Raw genomic sequence first — 19,950 nt, 5'->3', positions numbered from 1 at the left:
TCTCAGTGGCCGCTTGCCGCCGCGGGTCACTTGCCGCCGTTGACCACGGACTCCTTGACGGCGCCGTCTTGCGCGCCCCACTTCGAGAGGATCTGCTGGTACTCGCCGTTCTTGATGATCGCGTCCATCGCCGCCTTGAGCGCGTCGCGCAGCTGGGTCTCCTTCTTGGAGACCGCGATGCCGTACGGCGCCGCCTCGACCTGGTCGCCGACGATCTCGAAGTCCTTGCCGCCGCCGGAGGTCTTCACCGCGTACGCCGCCACCGGGAAGTCCGCGGACACGGCGTCCGCGCCGCCGGAGCGCAGCCGGGTCTGGGCCTGCTGGTTGTCGTCGAAGGCCTCGATGGCCAGCTTCTTGCCGCCCGGACACTTCTTGGCCTGCTCCTTGGCCAGGTCCTCCGAGGTGGTGCCGCGCTGGACGGCGAGCTTCTTGCCGCACAGGTCGTCCCAGGACGTGATGCCCTTGGTGTCGCCCTTGCGGGTGTATATGGAGACACCGGCGGTCAGGTAGTCGACGAAGTCGACGCCCTCGCCGACCTTCTTGCCGGTGTCCGGGTCGACGCCCTCCTGACGGTTCTTGTTGTCCGTCATGGCCGACATGGCGATGTCGTAGCGGTCCGAGCGCAGACCGGTGAGCAGGGCGTCGAAGGTGCCGTTCTGGAAGTCGAAGGTCACCCCGAGCTGCTTGCCGAGGGCCGCCGCCAGGTCGGGGTCCAGTCCGACGACCTTGCCGGCGGAGTCCTTGTACTCCACCGGCGCGTACGCGATGTCCGAACCGACCCTGATCGTGCCCTTGGTCCGGATGTCCTGGGGGAGCTTGTCGGCGAGCGGGGCGCTGCCGGCGGAAGCGCTGCCGGAGTTCTCGTTCTTGTCCTTGGTCTGGTCACCGCAGCCGGTGATCAGCAGGGCCCCTGCGACCGCGATCGCACCGGCCGCGGCCAGACGGGAGCGCGCTGCGGTCGTACGACGGGTGGAGCTTGCGGTCATCGTGGTTCCTCCGGCGGATGGGAAGAGGTGCCGATGGGTCGACGGAAACACACACCTTCGGGTGTCGCGACCTCGTGGGTTTACGGCATCTTGCCATTCGGTCTGCGCCATTCGAGGGCGTCGCCATGTCAAAATCGGATAACGGGTGATCCCCGAACCGCATCAGGTCGGTACATCCTTGGTCCATCACCACCGAACCATCTGCGGGAATCCAGCGCTCCGGCCGCAAAATCTTCAGCGTGTCTCAGGATGCGGTCACTCCCGCCGCCCCATCGGTCGGCCTTGGGTGTTTTCGGGCCATTCCGGTCCGCCGGTCGCGCGTCATCCGCGTGTCGTCTTCCGGTTCCGCGATGTGACCTTGCACCTAATGGACTCGTCGCGGGCGCCGTCCGTCCGGTAAGAAGGTTCTTTACACCCCTCATCCGGGGCTCAGGGCGCGTGTGCGGCGCGCCCGTCGCGTAGGAGCTCGTACGTATCCGCAATCGAGCCGTACGCGGTGCCCGCCCACCCCTCACCAGGAGTGGTCGACCCTCAAACCATGCATACCTAAGGGGTAAAACAAAGTGGCAGCGGAGATCGTCAATCCTCGCAGCGACGGCACAACGGACCAGGACGGCGGGGCCGAGCCCCTCGATTCCTTCGATCCGGCGTTCGCGCTGCACCGCGGCGGCAAGATGGCCGTGCAGGCCACCGTGCCGGTCCGCGACAAGGACGACCTTTCCCTCGCGTACACGCCCGGCGTCGCTCGCGTGTGCACCGCGATCGCGGAAACGCCGGAGCTGGTCAACGACTACACATGGAAGTCCAACGTGGTCGCCGTCGTCACCGACGGCACGGCCGTGCTCGGACTCGGGGACATCGGTCCCCAGGCCTCCCTCCCCGTGATGGAGGGCAAGGCGATCCTGTTCAAGCAGTTCGGTGGTGTCGACGCGGTGCCGATCGCGCTCGACTGCACCGACGTGGACGACATCGTCGAGACCGTCGTCCGGCTCGCTCCCTCCTTCGGCGGAGTGAACCTGGAGGACATCTCGGCGCCGCGGTGCTTCGAGATCGAGCGCCGGCTCCAGGAACGCCTGGACATCCCGGTCTTCCACGACGACCAGCACGGCACGGCCGTCGTGACGCTCGCGGCGCTGCGCAACGCGGCGCGGCTCAGCGGGCGCGAGATCGGTCAGCTGCGGGCCGTCATCTCCGGCGCCGGCGCGGCCGGTGTCGCCATCGCACGGATGCTGGTCGAGGCCGGCATCGGCGACGTGGCGGTGGCCGACCGCAAGGGCGTCGTGTCGGCCGGCCGGGAGGACCTGACCCCGGTCAAGCGCGAACTGGCCGGCTTCACGAACAAGGCCGGCGTCACCGGCTCGCTGGAGGACGCCCTCGCGGGCGCCGACGTCTTCATCGGCGTCTCCGGAGGTACGGTGCCCGAGGAGGCCGTCGCCTCCATGGCCGAGGGCGCCTTCGTGTTCGCGATGGCCAACCCGGACCCGGAGGTGCACCCCGACGTGGCGCACAAGTACGCCGCGGTCGTCGCCACCGGGCGTTCGGACTTCCCGAACCAGATCAACAACGTGCTGGCCTTCCCCGGGATCTTCGCGGGCGCGCTCCAGGTGCGGGCCACGCGGATCACCGAAGGGATGAAGATCGCCGCCGCCGAGGCGCTGGCCTCGGTGGTCGGTGACGATCTCGCCGCCGACTACGTGATCCCGTCCCCGTTCGACGAGCGGGTCGCTCCCGCCGTCACGGCGGCGGTCGCCGCCGCCGCGCGCGCCGAGGGTGTGGCTCGCCGGTGACGTCGCGCTGAGCGGCGCGGTGTACTGCTGAGCGGAGCGCGTGGTGCCGACCGGGGCTTCGCGGTGCCGGGCAGTGCTTCGCGGCGCCGGGTGGTGCTGAACGGCCCCGTCCGTGTGGACGGGGCCGTTCCTCCGGTGCGGCGCCCGTGCGTCCCGAGGGTGCCGGACGGTGCCGTCCGGGGTGCCGGTGGTCATGCTCCGCACGGGTGCCGTCGCGCAAGAGGGCATGTGTCACAGGGGGTCCTGGTTCCGCCGGCCGCACCGCGCACCTATCGTCGGCAGCATGTTCGCTGTCTACGCCGCCCGAATCGACCGCGACCAGCCGCTCACCGGCCTCGAGTTGGGGGAGCGCCCGGCTCCCGAGGCCCGTCCCGGCTGGAGCACCGTCACGGTGCGGGCCGCTTCCCTCAATCACCACGACCTCTGGTCCCTGCGGGGCGTCGGCCTCCCGGAGGACCGGCTTCCCATGATCCTCGGCTGCGACGCCGCCGGGGTCGACGCGGACGGCAACGAGGTCGTCCTGCACTCCGTCATCGGCCAGACCGGCCACGGCGTCGGCCCCGACGAGCCGCGCTCCATCCTCACCGAGCGGTACCAGGGCACCTTCGCCGAACAGGTCGCCGTGCCGACCTGGAACATCCTGCCCAAGCCGAAGGAACTGTCGTTCGCCGAGGCGGCCTGTCTGCCGACCGCCTGGCTGACGGCGTACCGGATGCTGTTCACCAACGCCGGGGTACGGCCCGGTGACTCGGTCCTCGTGCAGGGCGCGGGCGGCGGTGTCGCCACGGCCGCGATCGTCCTCGGCAAGGCCGCCGGGCTGCGGGTCTTCGCCACCAGCCGGGACGAGGCCAAGCGGAAGCGGGCCCTGGAGCTGGGCGCGGTGGAGGCCGTGGAGCCCGGGGCGCGGCTGCCGCAGCGGGTGGACGCCGTCATCGAGACCGTGGGCGCCGCCACCTGGTCCCACTCCGTGAAGTCCCTGCGGCCCGGCGGGACGCTCGTCATCTCCGGTGCCACCAGCGGGGACCGGCCCTCGCACGCCGAGCTGACCCGGATCTTCTTCCTCGAACTGAAGGTCGTCGGCTCCACCATGGGCACCAAGGACGAACTGGAGGACCTGCTCGCCTTCTGCGCCGCGACGGGGGTGCGGCCCGTCATCGACGAGGAGCTGCCGCTGGACCGGGCCCGGGAGGGCTTCGAACGGCTGGCTTCCGGGGAGCAGTTCGGGAAGATCGTGCTGACCAACTCCTGAGGCTCGGCGGGCCGTCGGGCTGTCGCGCCGAGGAGCCGAGAGGCGGGTCCGGGATGTCGGGCCCGCCTTTTCTGCGGCGCGACTGTCAACTGAGGTTGACACCTGCGGGGTGTCAACCTAGATTGACAGTATGAGTGAGGCAACCGATCTCGCCGAGCGTGCCGGTGACCGTGATCCACGGGTCGGACTGCGAGCCGTGGCCGCGCTGCGCCGGCTGCTGGAGCAGCTGGAGGCGGTACAGGTGCGCAGTGCGCGCAATCAGGGCTGGTCGTGGCAGGAGATCGCCGCGGAGCTGGGTGTCAGCAGGCAGGCCGTGCACAAGAAGTACGGGAGGCATTGATGTTCGAGCGGTTCACCAAGGACGCCCGGGCGGTGGTCGAAGGGGCGTACGTGTACGCGGAGAACGACGGGGCCCGGTCCGTGGACGCCGAGCACCTGCTGCTCGCGCTCCTCGACCGGGAGGGCAGCCGGGCGTCCTTCGCGCTGTCCGCCCTCGGGCTCGCGGAGCCGGGAGCGCGGGAGCGGGTACGGCGCGATGTGGGGGAGGCGCGGCGGCGGGCCGGGCTGACCCGGGCCGACGCGGACGCGCTGGCCGGGCTGGGGATCGATGTGTCGGAGATCGTGGCGCGGGTGGAGGAGGTGCACGGCGTCGGGGCGATGTCCGGTGACCGGGGGCGGGGTACGGGCCGGGCGGGGTGGCCGTCGGGCGGGCGGCGGCCCGGCTTCGGCCGCGGGGCCAAGGCGGTGCTGGAGCGGGCGTTGCGCGTTGCCCTGGCCCGGCGGGACCGTGGGATCGGGGATGAGCACCTGCTGCTGGCGCTCACCGTGCTGCCGGGGGTGGCGGGGGAGGTGCTGGCCGATCACGGGGTGACGTTCGAGGGGGTGTCCAGGGTGTGCCCGGCGGCGGGCTGACCGCGTCGGCTCGGGCCCGGGGGTGTCGTCCCAGCCGCCCGCCCGGCTCGGTCGGCTGGGAGGTGGCCCCCCGGGCCCCGGGGTCAGGGCTTGGGGGTGTGGAGCAGGGCTGCGATGTGGGCCGCCGCTGTGGAGAGGTGGTGGCGGGCCTCGCGGAGCTGGGTGGGGGTGACACCGTGGTCGCGGGCCGCGTCGCGGATGTCGTCGCGGAAGCGGTCCAGGAGGCGGTCCAGGTCGCGGGCCGGGTCGCCGGTGGTGTCCTCGTGGGCCCAGGCGGGCTCGTAGTCGGCGGGGAAGTCCTCCCGGGGGGAGGTGTGGTGCGGCTCTTCGCCGGGGCGGCCGAAGGTCCAGTCCCTGCCGAAGCCCTTGCCGAAGTCCTTCCCGAAGTCCCCGAGCTCCTTGGCCAGTTCCGTCAGGCCGTCGCGGACGCCGGTCGGCCAGTCGCCGCGCGCGAAGTGGTCCTGGACCCGGCGGGCGATGCGCTGCATCTCCTCCTGCGCCTGGGCCCGCGCCCGTACCTGTGCCTCCTGGGCCTGGCGGCGGGCCCGCTCGGCCTCCTCACGGGCCCGGCGGCTCTCGTCCTTGGCGCGCCGCGCCTGCTCCTTCCACTCCTGCTTGACCCGGCGCATCTCCTCCTTGGCGGTCTTCCAGGCCTCCTTCTCGCCCGTCTCCCCGTGTTCCCCGAAGGAGGGCCCGGCCTCGGACGCCTTGCTGCCGCGGCGGGCCTCGGAGGCGGCGGCGCGCACCTCGCGGCGCAGGTCACCGGCGGCGCCGCGGACGTCGGCCCTTATCTCGGCGGCGAGTTCCGCGACCGACTCGCGGATCTCCAGCTCCAGGTCGGCCAGCTCACCGCTGCGGTCGGCGAGTTCGGCGCGGCCCGCGTCCGTGATGGCGTACACCTTGCGCCCGCCCTCGGTGGTGTGCCGGACCAGGCCCTCCGCCTCCAGCTTGGCCAGGCGGGGGTAGACCGTGCCCGCCGAGGGGGCGTAGAGGCCCTGGAAGCGCTCCTCAAGCAGCCTGATCACCTCGTAGCCGTGACGCGGGGCCTCGTCGAGCAGCTTGAGCAGGTACAGGCGGAGGCGGCCGTGGGCGAAGACGGGAGGCATGTCAGAGCACCTTCTTGTCGGTCGTGCCGTCGGCCGGGTCGTCGGTGGAAGGGCCGGCACCAAAGGTGCCGTCGGTGTCCCCGGTGGCGTCCTGGCCGGGGACGGAATTGTCTCCCGGGGCGCCGGGGGAGTGGTCGGCCGGGTGGGGCTCGGTGTCCCGGAAAGTGCCCTCGTCGTCGTCCCGGGGTGGGCGGCGCAGCAGGGCGATCGAGCCGGAGACCGTGGTGGCGCGCAGTTTGCCGGTGCCGGCGCCGAGGCGGCCGGTGATCTTGTGCGCGCCCCACTGGCCGCGCACCCGCAGGCCGTCGAACGCGTTGGAGATCGTGCCGCTCGCGGTGTTCGCCTCCACCTCGGCGTCGGCCGGGTGCGGCAGGCGGATGGCGATCTCGCCCGAGACGCTGGTGAGACCGATGTCCGTGGGGCCGTCCGGGTCCAGGTCGACGATCATGGAGCCGCTGACGGTGTCGGCGCGCACGGAGGAGCCGGAGCCCTCGACCACGGTCAGGTCGCCGGAGACCGAGTTGTACCGCAGGTCGCCGGTGACCGCCTGGGCCTCCAGGTTCCCCGAGACGGTGTCCGCGCGGACCGGGCCCGAGACGCCGACCAGGGTGGTGTCGCCGGTCACTCCCCTGATCACCGCGGGGCCGCGGACGCCGGAGACGACCGCCGCGGCGCCGACCACGCCCACCTCCACGCGCGTGTCGGCGGGCACCGCGAGGGAGACGACGGCGCTGCGGCGCCAGCCCTTGCGGTCGAGCCACTTGAGGAAGCCCTTCCAGGGCAGGTCCTCGTAGGCCACGGTGAGGGTGGTGCCGTTCCGGGTGACGATCAGGGGCGGGCCTTCCAGTTCGGAGACCTCAAGGCGGGCCGAGCCCTCGTCCGTGCCCACCACGTTCACCGTGCCGTTGACGATGCGGACCTGGAGGTCGTGCACGGGGGCGTCGAAGGTCAGCTTCTGGGGTTCGGTGACGGACCACTCGGGCATGGGGGGCCTCCTCGGCCGGGCGGGGGCACGTGTCACGACACGCCATATCGCGTTCGCCGCTACTCACGATATATCGTGGTCGCCGGAAGTCAAGGCGCTCTTCCGGGGGACCCCCCGGCGGCGGCATAGGCTGGTGGGAGTTGTTGTCAGGCCGATGTATCTGCTGGAGATGGGCACCGATGTACTTCACCGACCGCGGTATCGAGGAGTTGGAGAAGCGGCGTGGCGAGGAAGAGGTCACCTTCGAGTGGCTGGCGGAGCAGTTGCGTACGTTCGTGGACCTGAACCCGGACTTCGAGGTGCCCGTGGAGCGTCTGGCCACCTGGCTCGCCCGGCTCGACGACGAGGAGGACGAGTAGGGCGGAGGGGGACGAGCGGGACGAGGGCCTGAGCGGGACCCGCGGGACGGGCCGGTCGAGCGGGTCGAACGGGTCGTGCAGGGGGCGTTCACCGGCCGTATCCCCCGCCGGCTCCCCGCTTCCCCTCCCCCTCTCCCTCCCCGGGAGTTAGCCTTCTCCTCCCATCGGCGAACGGGGGCGTCATGGCTGGAGGAATCGAACGCGTGCGCCTGGACGACGGGACCGTCGTCTGGGTCAGGATCGGCGTCGCCGCCGAGGAGGCGCTGGACGAGGGCGGTTACCGGGACACGGGGCTCGGCGACCGGGTCATCGACATGGCGGGGGGACTGGCCGGCACGGTCGGTGGCGTCGTGCGCTCCCTGCGCGCCGGTCTGGACACGCCGGCCCCCGTCGAGGTCTCCGTCAGCTTCGGTATCGAACTGACGGCGCAGTCCGGCAAGATCGTGAGCGCCATCGCCGAGGGCGGCGGCACCTCCTCCCTCACCGTGTCCCTGACCTGGACCGAACCCGCCGCGACGGCGGACGGCGCGGACCCCGCGACGGCGGGCGGCACGGTCGTACCGCCGCAGTCCCCGGCGCCCGGGGCCGTATGAGCGCCTTCGACGAGATGGTGCGCCCCTCCCTCGCGCGCATCGGCGCACCGGGTGACGGGTATGCAACGGACCGTGACTCGTACTGGGGGTCGGGGTTCTTCATAGCCCCGGGCTGGCTGTTGACCTGCGCCCACGTCGTGGGAAAGGGGGGAGCCGCGGTGTGCCGAGGGGAGAGCGCCCTGAGCGTGACCTGGCAGGAGCGCACCGCCGACGGCGCCTGGGAGCCGCGCGGCGGCACCGGGACGGCCGTCGTCGTCGCGCCCCGCCCCGAGCCCGGCGGGCCGGCCCGTGACCCCTGGCCGTTCCCCGACCTCGCGCTCGTCCGGGTGAGTGGCGCCGACGGGGTCCGCTGCCTGTGGCTCGGCGACCGGGAGGCCGGCCCGCTCACCCCGCTCGGGCTCTACGGCTGGTCGGTGCAGACCGGCGAGCTGGGCATCCGGCAGGGCAGCGGCGAACTCGCCGGGTCCGACGCCCGCGCGCTGCTGCTCACCGGCATCCTCCCCGTCGGCGGGCTCTCCGGCGGGCCGGTGCTCGACCTGCGGCACGGCTCCGTCATCGGTGTCATCAAGGGGCGCCGGCGGGAGGAGGGCGTCGCCGTACCGGTCACCGCGCTGTACGAACTGCTGGACTCGCGGGAGGCCGGGCGCGCGGTGCGCGAGGTGCTGCGCGCCCACGACCTCCATCACGCGAGCCTCCTCGGCGCCCCCTCGCCGTACCCGCACTGGACCGCCGTCCAGGCCGCCCTGCCCGGTCACGCGGCCTCCGTCTCCGGCGTCAGCACCGAACTGCGCACACGGCTCTACGGCCACCACCTCGCGCACCTGCCGCCGCCCGCCGGAGCGGGTGAGGTCGTCCACCTCGTGGAGGACGTGAAGGAGCAGGTGCGGGGCGAACGGCTGCCGTCGCTGATGCTGCGGAACGTCCGCACCTGGCGCGAGGGCGCCGCGCTGCTGTACGGCCTGCGCGTGCTGGACCCCGGCGGCGGTGGAACGCTGGTCGACCTGGACGCCGTACTGCTGTACGCCGCCCACGTGGCCCGCCGGACCGCGCGCGAGCACACCGGGGAGGCGGACGCGGGACGGCTGCGGGCGTTCACCGAGTGGATAGCCGGGCAGGCCGCCGGCCACCGGCACTGGGCGGTCGGCAAGGCCATCGGCGCGCTGCTGGAGGGCGCCGCGACCCGTGGGCCGTCCGGTGGCCCGTCCGGCAGCCGGCCCGGTGGCCCGTCGGGTGGCATGTCCGGTGGTCCTTCCGACGCGGTGCCCGTGTCGAACGGGGCGGTCGTGACTCCGGCGCAGGCCGTTCCGGCGCAGAACGGAGCGGCCGACGTGCCGACGCCGGTCGGAGCCGTCGACGCGCCGCCCGCCCTCGACGCGCCGGCCGCCCTGGACGCGCCGTCAGCCCTCGGTCCGCCCTCCGCTCTCGACGCACCGGCAACCCTCGACGCGCCGTCGACCCACGACACTTTGCCCGCCCTCGACGCGCCGCCCACCGTCGGGTGCCCCGGCATCCCGTCACTCACCGGACCGGCGACCCGGCCGCACGTCACCGCCCCGTCCTTCCGCGCCCCTTCCGCCGACACCCGTACCGACGTCCTCGTCAAGATCGGCCCGGCCACCTACGGCCGGCACCCCTGGAGCGTGCAGCTGATCTACGGCGGGCAGGACGTCACGCCGGTCGACGGGGACGACCGGGGCGTGCGGGCCGAGGAGCTGGCGCGGGTGCTGCGCGAGCCGTTGGCCAAGGCGCTGAACCAGGGGGACCACGGAGAGCATCTCGCCGCGATCGAGGTCTTCCTGCCCCGCAGGCTGTTCGACCTCCCGGTGGACGACTGGCAGTTGCTCCCCGACCCGCGCGCCGCCACGGCCGACCAGGCGGGGGAGAGCGTCGGGGTCGCCGGGGGCGACGCGGAGGACGAGGACGACGAGGACGACGACCTCGTGGACGAGCGGGCCCTGCCGCTCGGGATGCGGCGGACCGTCGTCGTCCGGGACATCCGGCGCAACGGCCTGCCGCCCTCCCCGGAGTGGCGCCGCCGCTGGAAGGGCGTGGCGCGCGGCCCCCTGGCGCACGGGACGCTGCACGGGCGGCCGGCCGACGAGGGGCATCCGCCGGGCGCCCGGGCCGGGGGCAGGTTCCCGTACTACGGCGCCCTGTCGGCGATGAGTGACGCGTCCGTGCCCGTCTACTGCGGTCCCGTCGGCAGGGGCGAGGGCTACGCGGCGATGCGGGACGCGCTGCGGTCCGGGCACGCGGTGGTGCTGTGGCGCCGCGACCTGCACGACCACGACGAGTGCGGGGACTTCCACCGGCAGGCCGCCGGCCTGCTGGGGCTCGCCGGGCACGCGGACGGGCTGCACGGTCCGCTCCGCGACCTGCGCATCCGCCTGGCCGACCCGGAGACCGCCCGGGCGCACGGCCTGCGCGGCAAGATGGCCGTACTGCTCGACCCGCCGCCGGACCGGACGCCGTACGGGACGGAGAGCATGCGGCCGCCGCCGCTGGCCGCGCCCGGCGGCTGACCCGCCGGCGGCCCGCCGCTCCCGGTGGACGTCCCGTCAACTCTCCCGAGTCGTACGGCTGTTCGCGGGAAGGGGGAGGGGGCGCCGCACGCCGCGAACCTCGGCGGGCGCGGCCGACGGGCGGTAGCCTCGTACGTCGGACGGCCGGGCCCGCTGCATGATCACCAGAGCCGGGAGGAGCCCAAGGTGAACGACTGGCGGATCTACCGCGGAGTGGGTCAGCCGCACGACGGCATGCGACGGTTGCCGGCGCCGCCGCCCTGGCGTGACTTCGCCGCCTCCCGGGACGGCGCCGACAGCGGCCCGGAGGATCCCAGCAGCGCCCGCCGGCTCGGCGTGCGCCGCCGGCTGGTCGAGAACTACGCGCCCCGGCCTGCCGAGGTCGACGCGGTCAACGCGGCCCTCTACCTGCGCCGGCCGCTGCTGGTCACCGGCAACCCGGGGACCGGCAAGTCGACCCTGGCCTACGCGATCGCCCACGAACTCGGCCTGGGCAAGGTGCTGCGCTGGCCCGTCGTCAGCCGGACCACCCTCCAGGACGGCCTGTACCGGTACGACGCCATAGCCCGCCTCCAGGACGTCCAGCTGGAGCGCGCCGGCGGCGACGACCGCGGTGCCGCGGCCTCCGGGATCGGCTCCTACATCCGCCTCGGACCGCTCGGCACCGCGCTCCTGCCCGCCGCGCGGCCCCGCGTCCTGCTCATCGACGAGCTGGACAAGAGCGACCTCGACCTGCCCAACGACCTGCTGAACACGCTGGAGGAAGGCGAGTTCTCGGTCCCCGAGCTGGAACGGCTCGCCGACCGGGAACCGGTCGTCGAGGTGCTCACGCACGACGGCGACCGGGTGGCCGTGCGCGGCGGGCGCGTCGCGTGCACCGCGTTCCCGGTGATCGTGATGACCTCCAACGGCGAACGCGACTTCCCCGCCCCGCTGCTGCGCCGCTGCGTCCAGCTCGAACTGGACCCGCCCGGCGAGGAGCAGCTCACCGCCATGGTCGAGGCGCACCTCGGCACGGAAGGCGTCGCCGCCGGCAGCGACCTCATCCGCCGCTTCCTGGAGCGGGAACCCGGTGAGGTGCTCGCCGCCGACCAGCTCCTCAACGCCCTGTTCCTCACCCAGCACGATCCGCACGCGCAGGGCCTCACCCGGGAGCGGATCGCCGAGATGCTGATGCAACCGCTCGACCGCACGAGGTGAGAGGCGGATGCCGGGGATGCGCCTGGACGAGCTGATCGGCAAGCTGCGCCAGGGCGGGCTCCAGCCGACCGCCGAGGACGTGGCCGACGCGCTCTGGCTGGCCCGGCGGCTCGGCACGTCCGCGCCCGGCGACCCGGACGACAGGCCGGGCACCGGCGCCGGAGTACCGCCCGGCTCTTCCGGTTCCGCCGGTTCCCCGGGCTCCGGCGGCGCGTCCGGTCCGGAGGCGCAGGACGGACCGGCAGACGGGCCCGGACCGGGCGGCCCCGGCGACCCGCAGGCGCTCCGCGCGGACGCGCCCGCCCCCGCCGTCCCCCTGCACACCCCGGGCCCCGCCCCCCACGCCCGCACCGACGGCGACCCCGCGGCCTTCCCGGTCCGCGCCCCCGCCGCCGGCGCCCTGCCCGGACTGCTCGGCCTGCAGAAGGCACTGCGTGCCCTCGGCCGCTACCGCACCGCCTCCGCACGCGGCCGGGACGAGCGCATCGACGAGGCGGCCACCGCCGACCGGGCCGCCGCCAGCGGCATCCTGCTCCCCGTCACCCGGCCCGGCCGCCACCGGCGCTGCGACGTCCAGCTACTCGTGGACACCGGGCCCGCCATGGCCGTCTGGGGCGAGATGGTCGAGGAACTGCGCCAGGCCTGCCAGCAGTCCGGCGCGTTCGCCTCCGTCCGCGTCCACCAGCTGTACGCCGACGACGCCGGCACCCCCCTCGTCGGTACGACCGCCGGTCCCGGCCGGCGCACCCGGCTGCGGCCCGCCGACGAACTGCACGACCCCAGCGGGCACCGGCTCACCTTCGTCATCAGCGACTGCGTCGGCCCCCTGTGGCAGAACGGCACCGCGCAGCGCCTGCTGCACGACTGGCCGCGCACCGCCCCGCTGGCCGTGGTCCAGCCGCTGCCGCCCCGGCTGTGGGGCCGTACCGCGCTGCCCGCCGAGCCGGGGCTGCTGGTGCGCACCGGCGAGTCCGGCGGGCGCCTGGACTTCCTGCCCGAGGACGAGCCGTGGGAGGAAGCGGAGGAACCGCCGCCGGGCGCGCGGCCCGTGCCGGTGCTCCAGCCCACCCCGGAGGCGTTCGCGGCCTTCGCCCGGCTGCTCGCCCGCACCGGTCCGACCCGCGAGCACGCCTGGGCCGGCTTCGCCCACCCCGCCACCGCGCCGGGGGCCGCCGCCGAGGCTCCGGCGCGCACCGACGAGGAGCTGCTGCGGGCCTTCCGCGCCGGCGCCTCACCCGGCGCCCTCCGGCTCGCCGTCTACCTCGCCGCCGCGCCCCTCACCCTGCCCGTGATGCGGCTGGTCCAGCGGGCCATGCTGCCCGACACCGGTCCCATGGAACTGGCCGAGGTGCTGCTCGGCGGACTGCTGCGGCAACTGCCCGGCACCGAGGACCAGCCGTGCTTCGCGTACTCGCCGCGCATGCAGGACCTGCTGCTGTCCTCCCTCGACCAGGACACCGCCGGACTCGTCCTCAAGCACTGCTCGGCGTACGTGGAACGGCACTTCGGCAAGGGCACCCGCAACTTCTCCGCCCTGGCCGCGGCCCGGCTCGCCGACCACGACCCGGACGCCGGCACCGTGCGCCCCGCGGGGGACGGCGGTGCGCGGGACACCGGCGGCAGCGTGGAGGCCGAGCTGTTCGCCCGCATCCCCGCGCGCGTGCTGCGCTTCTACCTGCCGGGCCTGGTCACCCCCGATCCGCTGACCGAGGCCGAGCGGCTGCTCGACCGGTGGCGGCAGCTGGCCGACCCGGAGATGCTGCGCCGGGCCCGGGAACAGGCCCGCGTCGCCACGGCCGGCACCGGCGCCGACGGTCCCGGTCCCGTGGCCCGGGCGCGCCTGGTCCTCGGCCGCGTGCTGCGCGCCGAGGCCGGTACGGCGGGTGCGCGGGCGGAGGGGCGGCGCGCCGGGCTGCTGCGGGAGGCGGCGGCCGAACTCGCCGGCGCGTACGGGGCGGCCCCCGCCGACAGCCGGGAACGGGCGGAAGCGGCACTGGAACTGGCGTCGTGCCGCCGTGAGCTGTGGGAGCTGACGGCGGAAGGGGACCACCTGACGGAAGCGCTCGGCGCCCTGGACGGCGAGGTCCCGCCCTGGCCGCGGATCACCGCCGTCGCCCGCGACTGGCGCCCCGGCCCCGCGGGTACCGAGGGCACGAGTCCGGGCGACGGCAGGACCGGCGACGGCAGGACCGGCGACGGCGGGTCCGGGGGCGGCGGGTCCGGTCACGCCGGCGGCGAGGCCGGTCAGGGTGGCCCCGGTGACGCCGGGGGCACGCACGGCCGTAACGGCAACGGCGGCACGGACACCGTCGTACCCGCCGCCGCTGATCCGGAGCCGTCCCCCGGGAGCCGGGGCGGCGTGCCCTGGGAGGTGACCGCACACCGGGCGCGGCTGTTGCTGGCCGGGCGGGTCCTGCTCGACCTGCGGCGGCCCGGTGCCGCCGAGCCCGTACTGCGGGAGGCCTGCGCCGTGCTGGCGCGGGAACGGGTGCCCGACGCCGTGCGGGGGCCCGCGCTGCTCGACCTCGCGCGGGCACTGCACCGGGACGACGTCGAGGACGCCGAGCTGCGGCGGGCGCTCGGCGAGGCGCTGGAGGCCGCCGGGGACGATCCGGACCTGCTGCTGCCGTGCCTGGCCGCGCTGGCCGCGTTCCACGACGCGGCCGGGGAGAGCGGGCAGGCCGACGCGGCGTACGAGCGGGCCGCGCTGCTCGCCCCCGCCGACGGCCCGCTGCGCGTCCGGCTCCTCACCGCCTGGGGCGAGTCGCTGCTGCGGCGGGCCTCCGCCGGTGACGGGGCCGGGGTGGTGGACCGCGCCGAGTACGTGCTGCGCGAGGCGCTGAAGTCGCTGCCCGCCCGGTCCGCGCACCGCGGCCGGCTCCAGGGCCTGGTCGGCAGCGCCCTCGCCCAGCGCTTCCGCCACGTCGGCTTCCTGCCCGACCTGTTCGAGAGCCGGCACCTGCTCGGCCAGGCGGTGCGCGCGGCGACCGACGCGGCCGTACGGGCCGAGGTCTGGCTCCAGCTGGGCCGGGTGCGGCTGGAGGGCTGGTACCACGCGGGCGCGCCGGTGCTGATGGAGGCGTTGCAGGCGTACGAGAACGCCGAACGGGAGGCGGAGGCGGCCCACGGCGGCGACCCCGGCTCGGTGACGGCCGCACGCGCCCGGCACGGCTGCGGGGCGGTACTGGCGCTGATGGGACGGCCCGGCGCGGCCCGTGACGCCTTCCGGGCCGCCCTGGACCAGTGGCAGCGGCTCGTCGGGGCGCTGCGCGAGGTCGACTGGGCCGACGTCGAACTGACCCGGCGGGCGGAGCGGCGACCGCCGCCCGCGGACGCCCGGTCGCTGGCCGGGCCGGACTGGCGGGAAACGGCCCCGCCGTGGTGGCCGTGGTCCCAGGACTGGGCCGACGCGCGCGAACGTGACCGGAGTTGAGCCGTCCAGGGTTTCTGGTTCCGGCCTGTCGGGAAGGAGTGGGCAGCCACTGCGGCTGTGCGGGGAGGCCGTGGGGCAGGGAGGAGCCGAGGGTGGGGGAGCTTAGGACACGGGGGGCCGGCCTCGGCGAGGACGCCGAAGAGGCCGTGTGCCCGCCCGACCTCACCGACGTCGACCTGCGGACACTGCGTGCCATGGACGATCCGGCGGTGCTCGCGGCCGTCGCCGGGGTGCTCGCCGACCCGGACGGGCTGCGCCGGGTCTGGTACACCACCGGCGGGGACGACGAGATCACGCCGGGCCGGCCCGGGCGCGCGTTTTCGGCCGGTCCCGCGCGGCAGCCCTTACCCGGCGAGGACACCGTGGCATGACCCCGGGAGCCGTGGGACCCGAGGGGGACATACGCCCGGCCGGCCCCGCTCCGGGACCGGTCCCGCCCGGGACCCTCGCCGCCCTGGCCCGCACCCGGCCGCTGCCCGCCGTCACCGCGGCCCTGCGCGCCGCCCTGCACGCCCGGCGGATGCTGCTGCTGAAGTCCCTGCTGGTCCGCTTCGACCGCGCGCGCGGCACCCTGCCCGCGGCGGTACGGCGGCGCTTCGAGGACGACTGGGCGCTGCTGGAGCGGGCCGAACGGGCCGACGCACCGGCCGTCCGCGCCGTCCTCGACTATCCGACGACCGGTGCCTGGCTGGCCACCGCGCTCGCCGCGCCCGACGGCCCGGCGTTCGCCGAGGGACTCGCCGGGCTGGGCGCGGTGGCCGTCGCCGCCGCCCTGCGCGCCGGCTGCCGCTTCACCACCACCCGCGTGCTGCCCGCCGGCACCCTGCCGCTGCCCGGTGCCGGGCTGCTGCGCTGCGCCCGCGGCCGGGCCCGGCTCAGCGGCCGGCTGGGAACCCTCCGCGTCACCGACGGCGCGGGCCGGACGCTGCTGCTGCCCGGGCCCGCCCCGGCCGGACCCGGCACCCGGTGGACCGCCGACGGCGCCCTGGCCTGGTCGGCCCTGTACACCCTGCCCGGCGGCACCGCCGTACTCGACGACGTGGACCCCCACCGGGTGCCCCCGGGCGGCATCGGGCCGGCGGCACTGCCCGCGGCCGAGCGGCCCTACTCCGACCCGGCCGCGTGGGCCGCCCGTTGGCGCGACGCGCACGCCCTGCTGGCCGCGACGCACCCCGCGCGGGCCGCCGAGACCCTGGCACTGGTGCGGGCCGTCGTCCCGCTGGCGCCGTCGGCGGGCGGCGGACCGCCGCTGAGCGCCACCGTGCGGACCGCGCCCGGCGCCGTCCTGGCCCAGCTGCCGGCCGACCGGCGCGAGCTGGCCGAGCTGCTGGTGCACGAGACGCACCACACCAAACTGGCGGTGCTGGACGAACTGGTCCCGCTGTGGCGGCCCGGCGGCAGCCTGCACCGGGTGGGCTGGCGGCGCGACCCGCGCCCGGTGCCGGGCGTGCTCCAGGGCGCGTACGCGCACCTCGCGCTGCTGGACCTGTGGGGGAAGGCGCGCACCGGAGCGGCCTGGGCGTGGCGGCGGCGCGCCGACGAGCGGTTCGAGGCGTGCCGGGAGCAGGTCGCCGAGGCCTTGTCCGTACTGGCGGAGTCCGATGAACTGACCCCCTGCGGAAGGGAGTTCGTCCGGCACATGGGCAGCCACCACGCGCGCCTCGCGGGGAGCGCCCACGCGCCGGGCTGACGCTCCGTGGACGACCTCTTGCGTTACGTTATGCGTGCGGCCGCCCAGGAGACCGGCGGCGGCGGTGGAAGCAGGGAGCGGCGATGGCGGAACAGCGGCGGCCGGGCGCGAACGGCGCATCGGCACCCGAGCACGTGCTCGTGGTCTTCCCGGGGTACTACCGCTCGTGGGCGGCGTGGATCGCGCAGTGCCTGGAGCGGCACGGACACCGGGCCACCCTGCAGCGCTGGGACCCGCCGCGCGAGGTCGCGCTGGAGGACTCGCTCGGCGATCTGCTGCTGGCCAGCGGAAAGGTGCTGCTGGTCCTCAACGACTGGTTCTTCGAACTGGGTCCCCGCCCGCCGGGCGAGTGGAACGACGCGCTGCGCGGCTTCGTCGCCGCCCACGCCGACCGGTTCGCGGCCGTCAACCTCACCAACCGGCCGCTGCTGCCCGCCACCGCCGTCCTGGAACCGGCCAGCCTGTGGGCGCTGAGCGAGGAGGCCGCCGAGGACCGCCTGCTGCGCCGCCTCGGCCTGGAACCGCTCACCCGCCCCCGCGCGCTCGCCGGCCGGATCCGCTACCCGGACGAGCGCTGCGAGATCTGGGGCGAGGTGCCGCGCCGCAACCCGCGCTTCACCGGCCGCGACGACCTGCTGGGCGAACTCCACCAGCGGCTCGCCGACGCCGAGCGCGGCGCCGCCGCCTGCACACTCGTCGGCATGTCCGGCATCGGCAAGACCCAGCTGGCCGCCGAGTACGCCCACCGCTTCAGCACCGACTACGACCTGGTGTGGTGGGTCAACAGCGACGACCGGACCATCCAGCGCGACCGCCTCGGCGAACTCGCCGTCGAACTCGGCCTGCGCATCGGCAGCGAGCCCGGCGAACGCATCCGCGCGGTCCGCAACGCCCTCAGGCGCGGGGAGCCGTACGGGAACTGGCTGGTGGTCTTCGACGGCTGGGACGACATCGACGCGGTGGCCTCGCTGCTCCCGCAGGGCACCGGGCACGTGCTGATCACCTCCCGCAACCGAGGCTGGAACGAGCACACCGACGTCCTGGAGATCCCCGCGTTCCTGCGCCCCGAGTCCACCGCCTACCTGATGCGCCGCGCCCCGCACATCACCGCCCGCGAGGCCGACGAGGTGGCCGCCGAGTTCGGGGACGTGCCGCTGCCGCTGGTGCAGGCCGCGTCCTGGCTCGGCGAGTCCGGCATGGAGGCCGCCGAGTACCTGCGGATGGTGCGCGAACGGCGGCTGTCCACCGTCGACGAGCCCGTCACCGGCGAGGGCTTCCCGCAGTCCTCCCTCACCTCCTGGGCGATACTGCTCAACCGGCTGCGCCGCTCCCAGCCGCAGGCCATCGAGGTGCTCGGCCTGTGCACCTCCTTCGCCCCCGGACGCATCCCGCTCGGCCTCATCCGCGCCTACCCGCGCGCCGAGCTGCCCGAGGAACTGCGCTGGATGTCCACCGACCTGCCCGCCTGGACCCGGGCCCTGGACACCCTCGTCAACTACTCGGTGCTCACCCGCGAGACCCGCGGCCCGCTGGCCGCCGAGATGGGCCCGCACCAGGAGTCGGTGCACATGCACCGGCTCGTCCACGACATCGTCTCCAAGCTGACCAGCGACGGCAGCCGGGAACTGCACCGGCGGGCGGTGCGCACCCTGCTCGCCGAGGCCGACCCCGGCAACCCGGCCGACAGCCGCAACTGGCCGCGCTACGCCGAACTGCTGCCCCACCTCGAACCCTCCGGCGCCCTGGAGAGCGGACAGCCGCGCGTGCAGGAACTGGTCCTGAACTGCCTGCGGTACTGCACCCGCAGCGGCGAGTACAGCGGCGGCCTGGAACTGGCGCAGCAGGTGCGCGCGCACTGGTCGCGGTTCATGGACCCGATCGACCAGCCGATGCTCGACCTGGCCACCCAGGAGGGCAACATGCTCCGCAACAGCGGCCGGTTCCGCGAGCTGTACGAGCTGCACCGGGGCGTGCTGAGACAGCTCCGGGCCGCGCCCCGGCGCAACGAGATCGGCGAACTCGTCAGCAGGAGCGCCATCGCCTCCGGCCTGCGCTCCCTGGGCCGCTACCAGGAGGCGTACGACCTCCAGCGCGAGGTCCTCGAGGGCAACGAACGGCTCCTCGGCCCGGACGAGCCGCCCACCCTGGTCGCCCGGCACAACCTCGGCGTCACCCTGCGCATGCTGGGCCGGTACGCCGAGGCGCTGGACCTCGACCTGGAGACCCTGGCCCGGCGCGAGAGCGTCCTGCGCGCCCGGCACATCAACACCTTGCACTCCGGCAACGCCGTCACCCACAGCCTCCGCCTGCTCGGCCGCTACCGCGAGGCGCTGGCCCGTCAGGAACCCGTCGTACGGCTCCATGTGCAGGTGCTCGGCCCGCAGCATCCGCAGACCCTCGAAGCCCGCTCCCAGCTGGCCATGTGCCGGCGCCGGGAGGGCGGGCACGCGCCGGACGTCGGCCCCGGGATGGCCAGCCTGCTGGACCAGCTGATCCAGCTGCACGGCCGCGGGCACTACCGCACGCTGGCGTTCCTCACCAACTACGGCAACTTCCTGCGCGAGCACGGCGACCTCAGCCAGGCCCGCGACCTCATCGACGAGGCGGAGGCCGGCTACCGGTCGCTGCTCGGCCCCGCGCACCCCGTGGCCACCGGCATGCTGTCCAACACCGGGCTGGTGATGCAGGCGGCGGGCGAGCGGGGCGAGGCCCTGTCCATGTTCGAGTCCGCCCTCGCCGGCCTCGGCGCCACGCTCGGCCCCGACCACCCCTGGGTGCTGGGCTGCGCCCTGAACGCGGCCGGCGCGCGCAACCTCAACGGCCGCATCGAGGACGCCGTCGAACTGAGCCGCGACACCCTGCGCCGGTCCCGGCACACATTGGGTCACGAGCACCCGCTGACACTGTCGTGCCAGGTCGCTCTCGCCGCGGACCTGAGGGCGGCACACGAGCAGGAGGAGGCGGGGAAGCTGGAGGAGGACGCCCTGTTCGCCCTCACCCGCACGCTGGGAGCCCAACACCCCCACACGATCTCGGCCCGCCAACGGACCAGACCGTACTGGGACTTCGAGGCGTACCTGGGCTGAAAGCGCCGCGCGAGGGGCGCGGGGAACCGCGCGGGCGACCGA

At 74.7% G+C, this 19,950-nt stretch carries 15 protein-coding genes; 12 read left to right on the top strand and 3 right to left on the bottom strand.

Annotation, left to right across the window (positions count from 1 at the left end; translation table 11 throughout):
* Nucleotides 1–26 precede the first annotated feature (26 nt).
* Nucleotides 27–986, bottom strand: a complete 960-nt coding sequence (locus AB0947_RS21630; protein ID WP_366751963.1) for an ABC transporter substrate-binding protein — start codon at nucleotides 984–986, stop codon at nucleotides 27–29.
* 563 nt (nucleotides 987–1,549) lie between these two features.
* On the opposite strand from AB0947_RS21630, the gene AB0947_RS21625 reads away from it, so the two are divergent.
* The 4 genes from AB0947_RS21625 (at nucleotide 1,550) to AB0947_RS21610 (ending at nucleotide 4,934) form a co-directional block, all read left to right on the top strand.
* Complete coding sequence (locus AB0947_RS21625) at nucleotides 1,550–2,773, top strand: NADP-dependent malic enzyme (protein WP_366751962.1); 1,224 nt, start codon at nucleotides 1,550–1,552, stop codon at nucleotides 2,771–2,773.
* Nucleotides 2,774–3,056: 283 nt separating this feature from the next.
* Complete coding sequence (locus tag AB0947_RS21620) at nucleotides 3,057–4,022, top strand: quinone oxidoreductase (protein ID WP_030992977.1); 966 nt, start codon at nucleotides 3,057–3,059, stop codon at nucleotides 4,020–4,022.
* 130 nt (nucleotides 4,023–4,152) lie between these two features.
* Nucleotides 4,153–4,362 carry an HTH domain-containing protein gene (locus tag AB0947_RS21615; RefSeq protein WP_014674937.1) on the top strand — a complete coding sequence of 70 codons (210 nt, stop codon included), beginning with the start codon at nucleotides 4,153–4,155 and terminating at the stop codon, nucleotides 4,360–4,362.
* Nucleotides 4,362–4,934 (top strand): Clp protease N-terminal domain-containing protein, encoded by a 573-nt coding sequence (locus AB0947_RS21610; RefSeq protein WP_366751961.1) that lies wholly within the window; start codon nucleotides 4,362–4,364, stop codon nucleotides 4,932–4,934. Before AB0947_RS21615 ends, AB0947_RS21610 begins: the two co-directional genes overlap by 1 nt.
* 83 nt (nucleotides 4,935–5,017) lie before the next feature.
* Here the strand turns inward: AB0947_RS21610 and AB0947_RS21605 are convergent, their stop codons facing one another.
* Together AB0947_RS21605 and AB0947_RS21600 are read right to left on the bottom strand one after the other, a co-directional pair.
* Nucleotides 5,018–6,040 (bottom strand): PadR family transcriptional regulator, encoded by a 1,023-nt coding sequence (locus AB0947_RS21605; protein ID WP_366751960.1) that lies wholly within the window; start codon nucleotides 6,038–6,040, stop codon nucleotides 5,018–5,020.
* 1 nt (nucleotide 6,041) lies between these two features.
* Nucleotides 6,042–7,025 (bottom strand): DUF4097 family beta strand repeat-containing protein, encoded by a 984-nt coding sequence (locus AB0947_RS21600; RefSeq protein ID WP_366751959.1) that lies wholly within the window; start codon nucleotides 7,023–7,025, stop codon nucleotides 6,042–6,044.
* 179 nt (nucleotides 7,026–7,204) lie between these two features.
* On the opposite strand from AB0947_RS21600, the gene AB0947_RS21595 reads away from it, so the two are divergent.
* The 8 genes from AB0947_RS21595 (at nucleotide 7,205) to fxsT (ending at nucleotide 19,908) form a co-directional block, all read left to right on the top strand.
* Nucleotides 7,205–7,384, top strand: a complete 180-nt coding sequence (locus AB0947_RS21595; protein ID WP_014674941.1) for a DUF6104 family protein — start codon at nucleotides 7,205–7,207, stop codon at nucleotides 7,382–7,384.
* A gap of 182 nt (nucleotides 7,385–7,566) precedes the next feature.
* Nucleotides 7,567–7,977: a CU044_2847 family protein gene (locus tag AB0947_RS21590; protein WP_366751958.1), complete on the top strand. Its 411-nt coding sequence runs from the start codon at nucleotides 7,567–7,569 to the stop codon at nucleotides 7,975–7,977.
* Nucleotides 7,974–10,499, top strand: a complete 2,526-nt coding sequence (locus AB0947_RS21585; RefSeq protein WP_366751957.1) for a trypsin-like peptidase domain-containing protein — start codon at nucleotides 7,974–7,976, stop codon at nucleotides 10,497–10,499. The genes AB0947_RS21590 and AB0947_RS21585 overlap by 4 nt, the downstream gene beginning before the upstream one ends.
* Before the next feature lie 186 nt (nucleotides 10,500–10,685).
* Nucleotides 10,686–11,699, top strand: coding sequence for a MoxR family ATPase (locus tag AB0947_RS21580; protein WP_366751956.1), 1,014 nt, complete (start codon nucleotides 10,686–10,688; stop codon nucleotides 11,697–11,699).
* 7 nt (nucleotides 11,700–11,706) lie between these two features.
* Complete coding sequence (locus tag AB0947_RS21575; protein WP_366751955.1) at nucleotides 11,707–15,132, top strand: SAV_2336 N-terminal domain-related protein; 3,426 nt, start codon at nucleotides 11,707–11,709, stop codon at nucleotides 15,130–15,132.
* A gap of 92 nt (nucleotides 15,133–15,224) precedes the next feature.
* Nucleotides 15,225–15,503, top strand: a complete 279-nt coding sequence (locus tag AB0947_RS21570) for a hypothetical protein (protein WP_366751954.1) — start codon at nucleotides 15,225–15,227, stop codon at nucleotides 15,501–15,503.
* Nucleotides 15,500–16,822 carry an HEXXH motif-containing putative peptide modification protein gene (locus AB0947_RS21565; protein ID WP_366751953.1) on the top strand — a complete coding sequence of 441 codons (1,323 nt, stop codon included), beginning with the start codon at nucleotides 15,500–15,502 and terminating at the stop codon, nucleotides 16,820–16,822. The genes AB0947_RS21570 and AB0947_RS21565 overlap by 4 nt, the downstream gene beginning before the upstream one ends.
* A gap of 83 nt (nucleotides 16,823–16,905) precedes the next feature.
* A complete protein-coding gene (fxsT, locus tag AB0947_RS21560) occupies nucleotides 16,906–19,908 on the top strand; it encodes an FxSxx-COOH system tetratricopeptide repeat protein (RefSeq protein ID WP_366751952.1) in 3,003 nt (1,000 codons plus the stop codon).
* Nucleotides 19,909–19,950: the final 42 nt, after the last annotated feature.

The sequence above is a fragment of the Streptomyces sp. NPDC047841 genome (assembly GCF_040704085.1).
In the GTDB taxonomy this organism is placed as follows: domain Bacteria; phylum Actinomycetota; class Actinomycetes; order Streptomycetales; family Streptomycetaceae; genus Streptomyces; species Streptomyces argyrophylli.
Note: the sequence above shows the minus strand (reverse complement) of the source record. Positions and strands in the feature narration are given on the sequence as shown.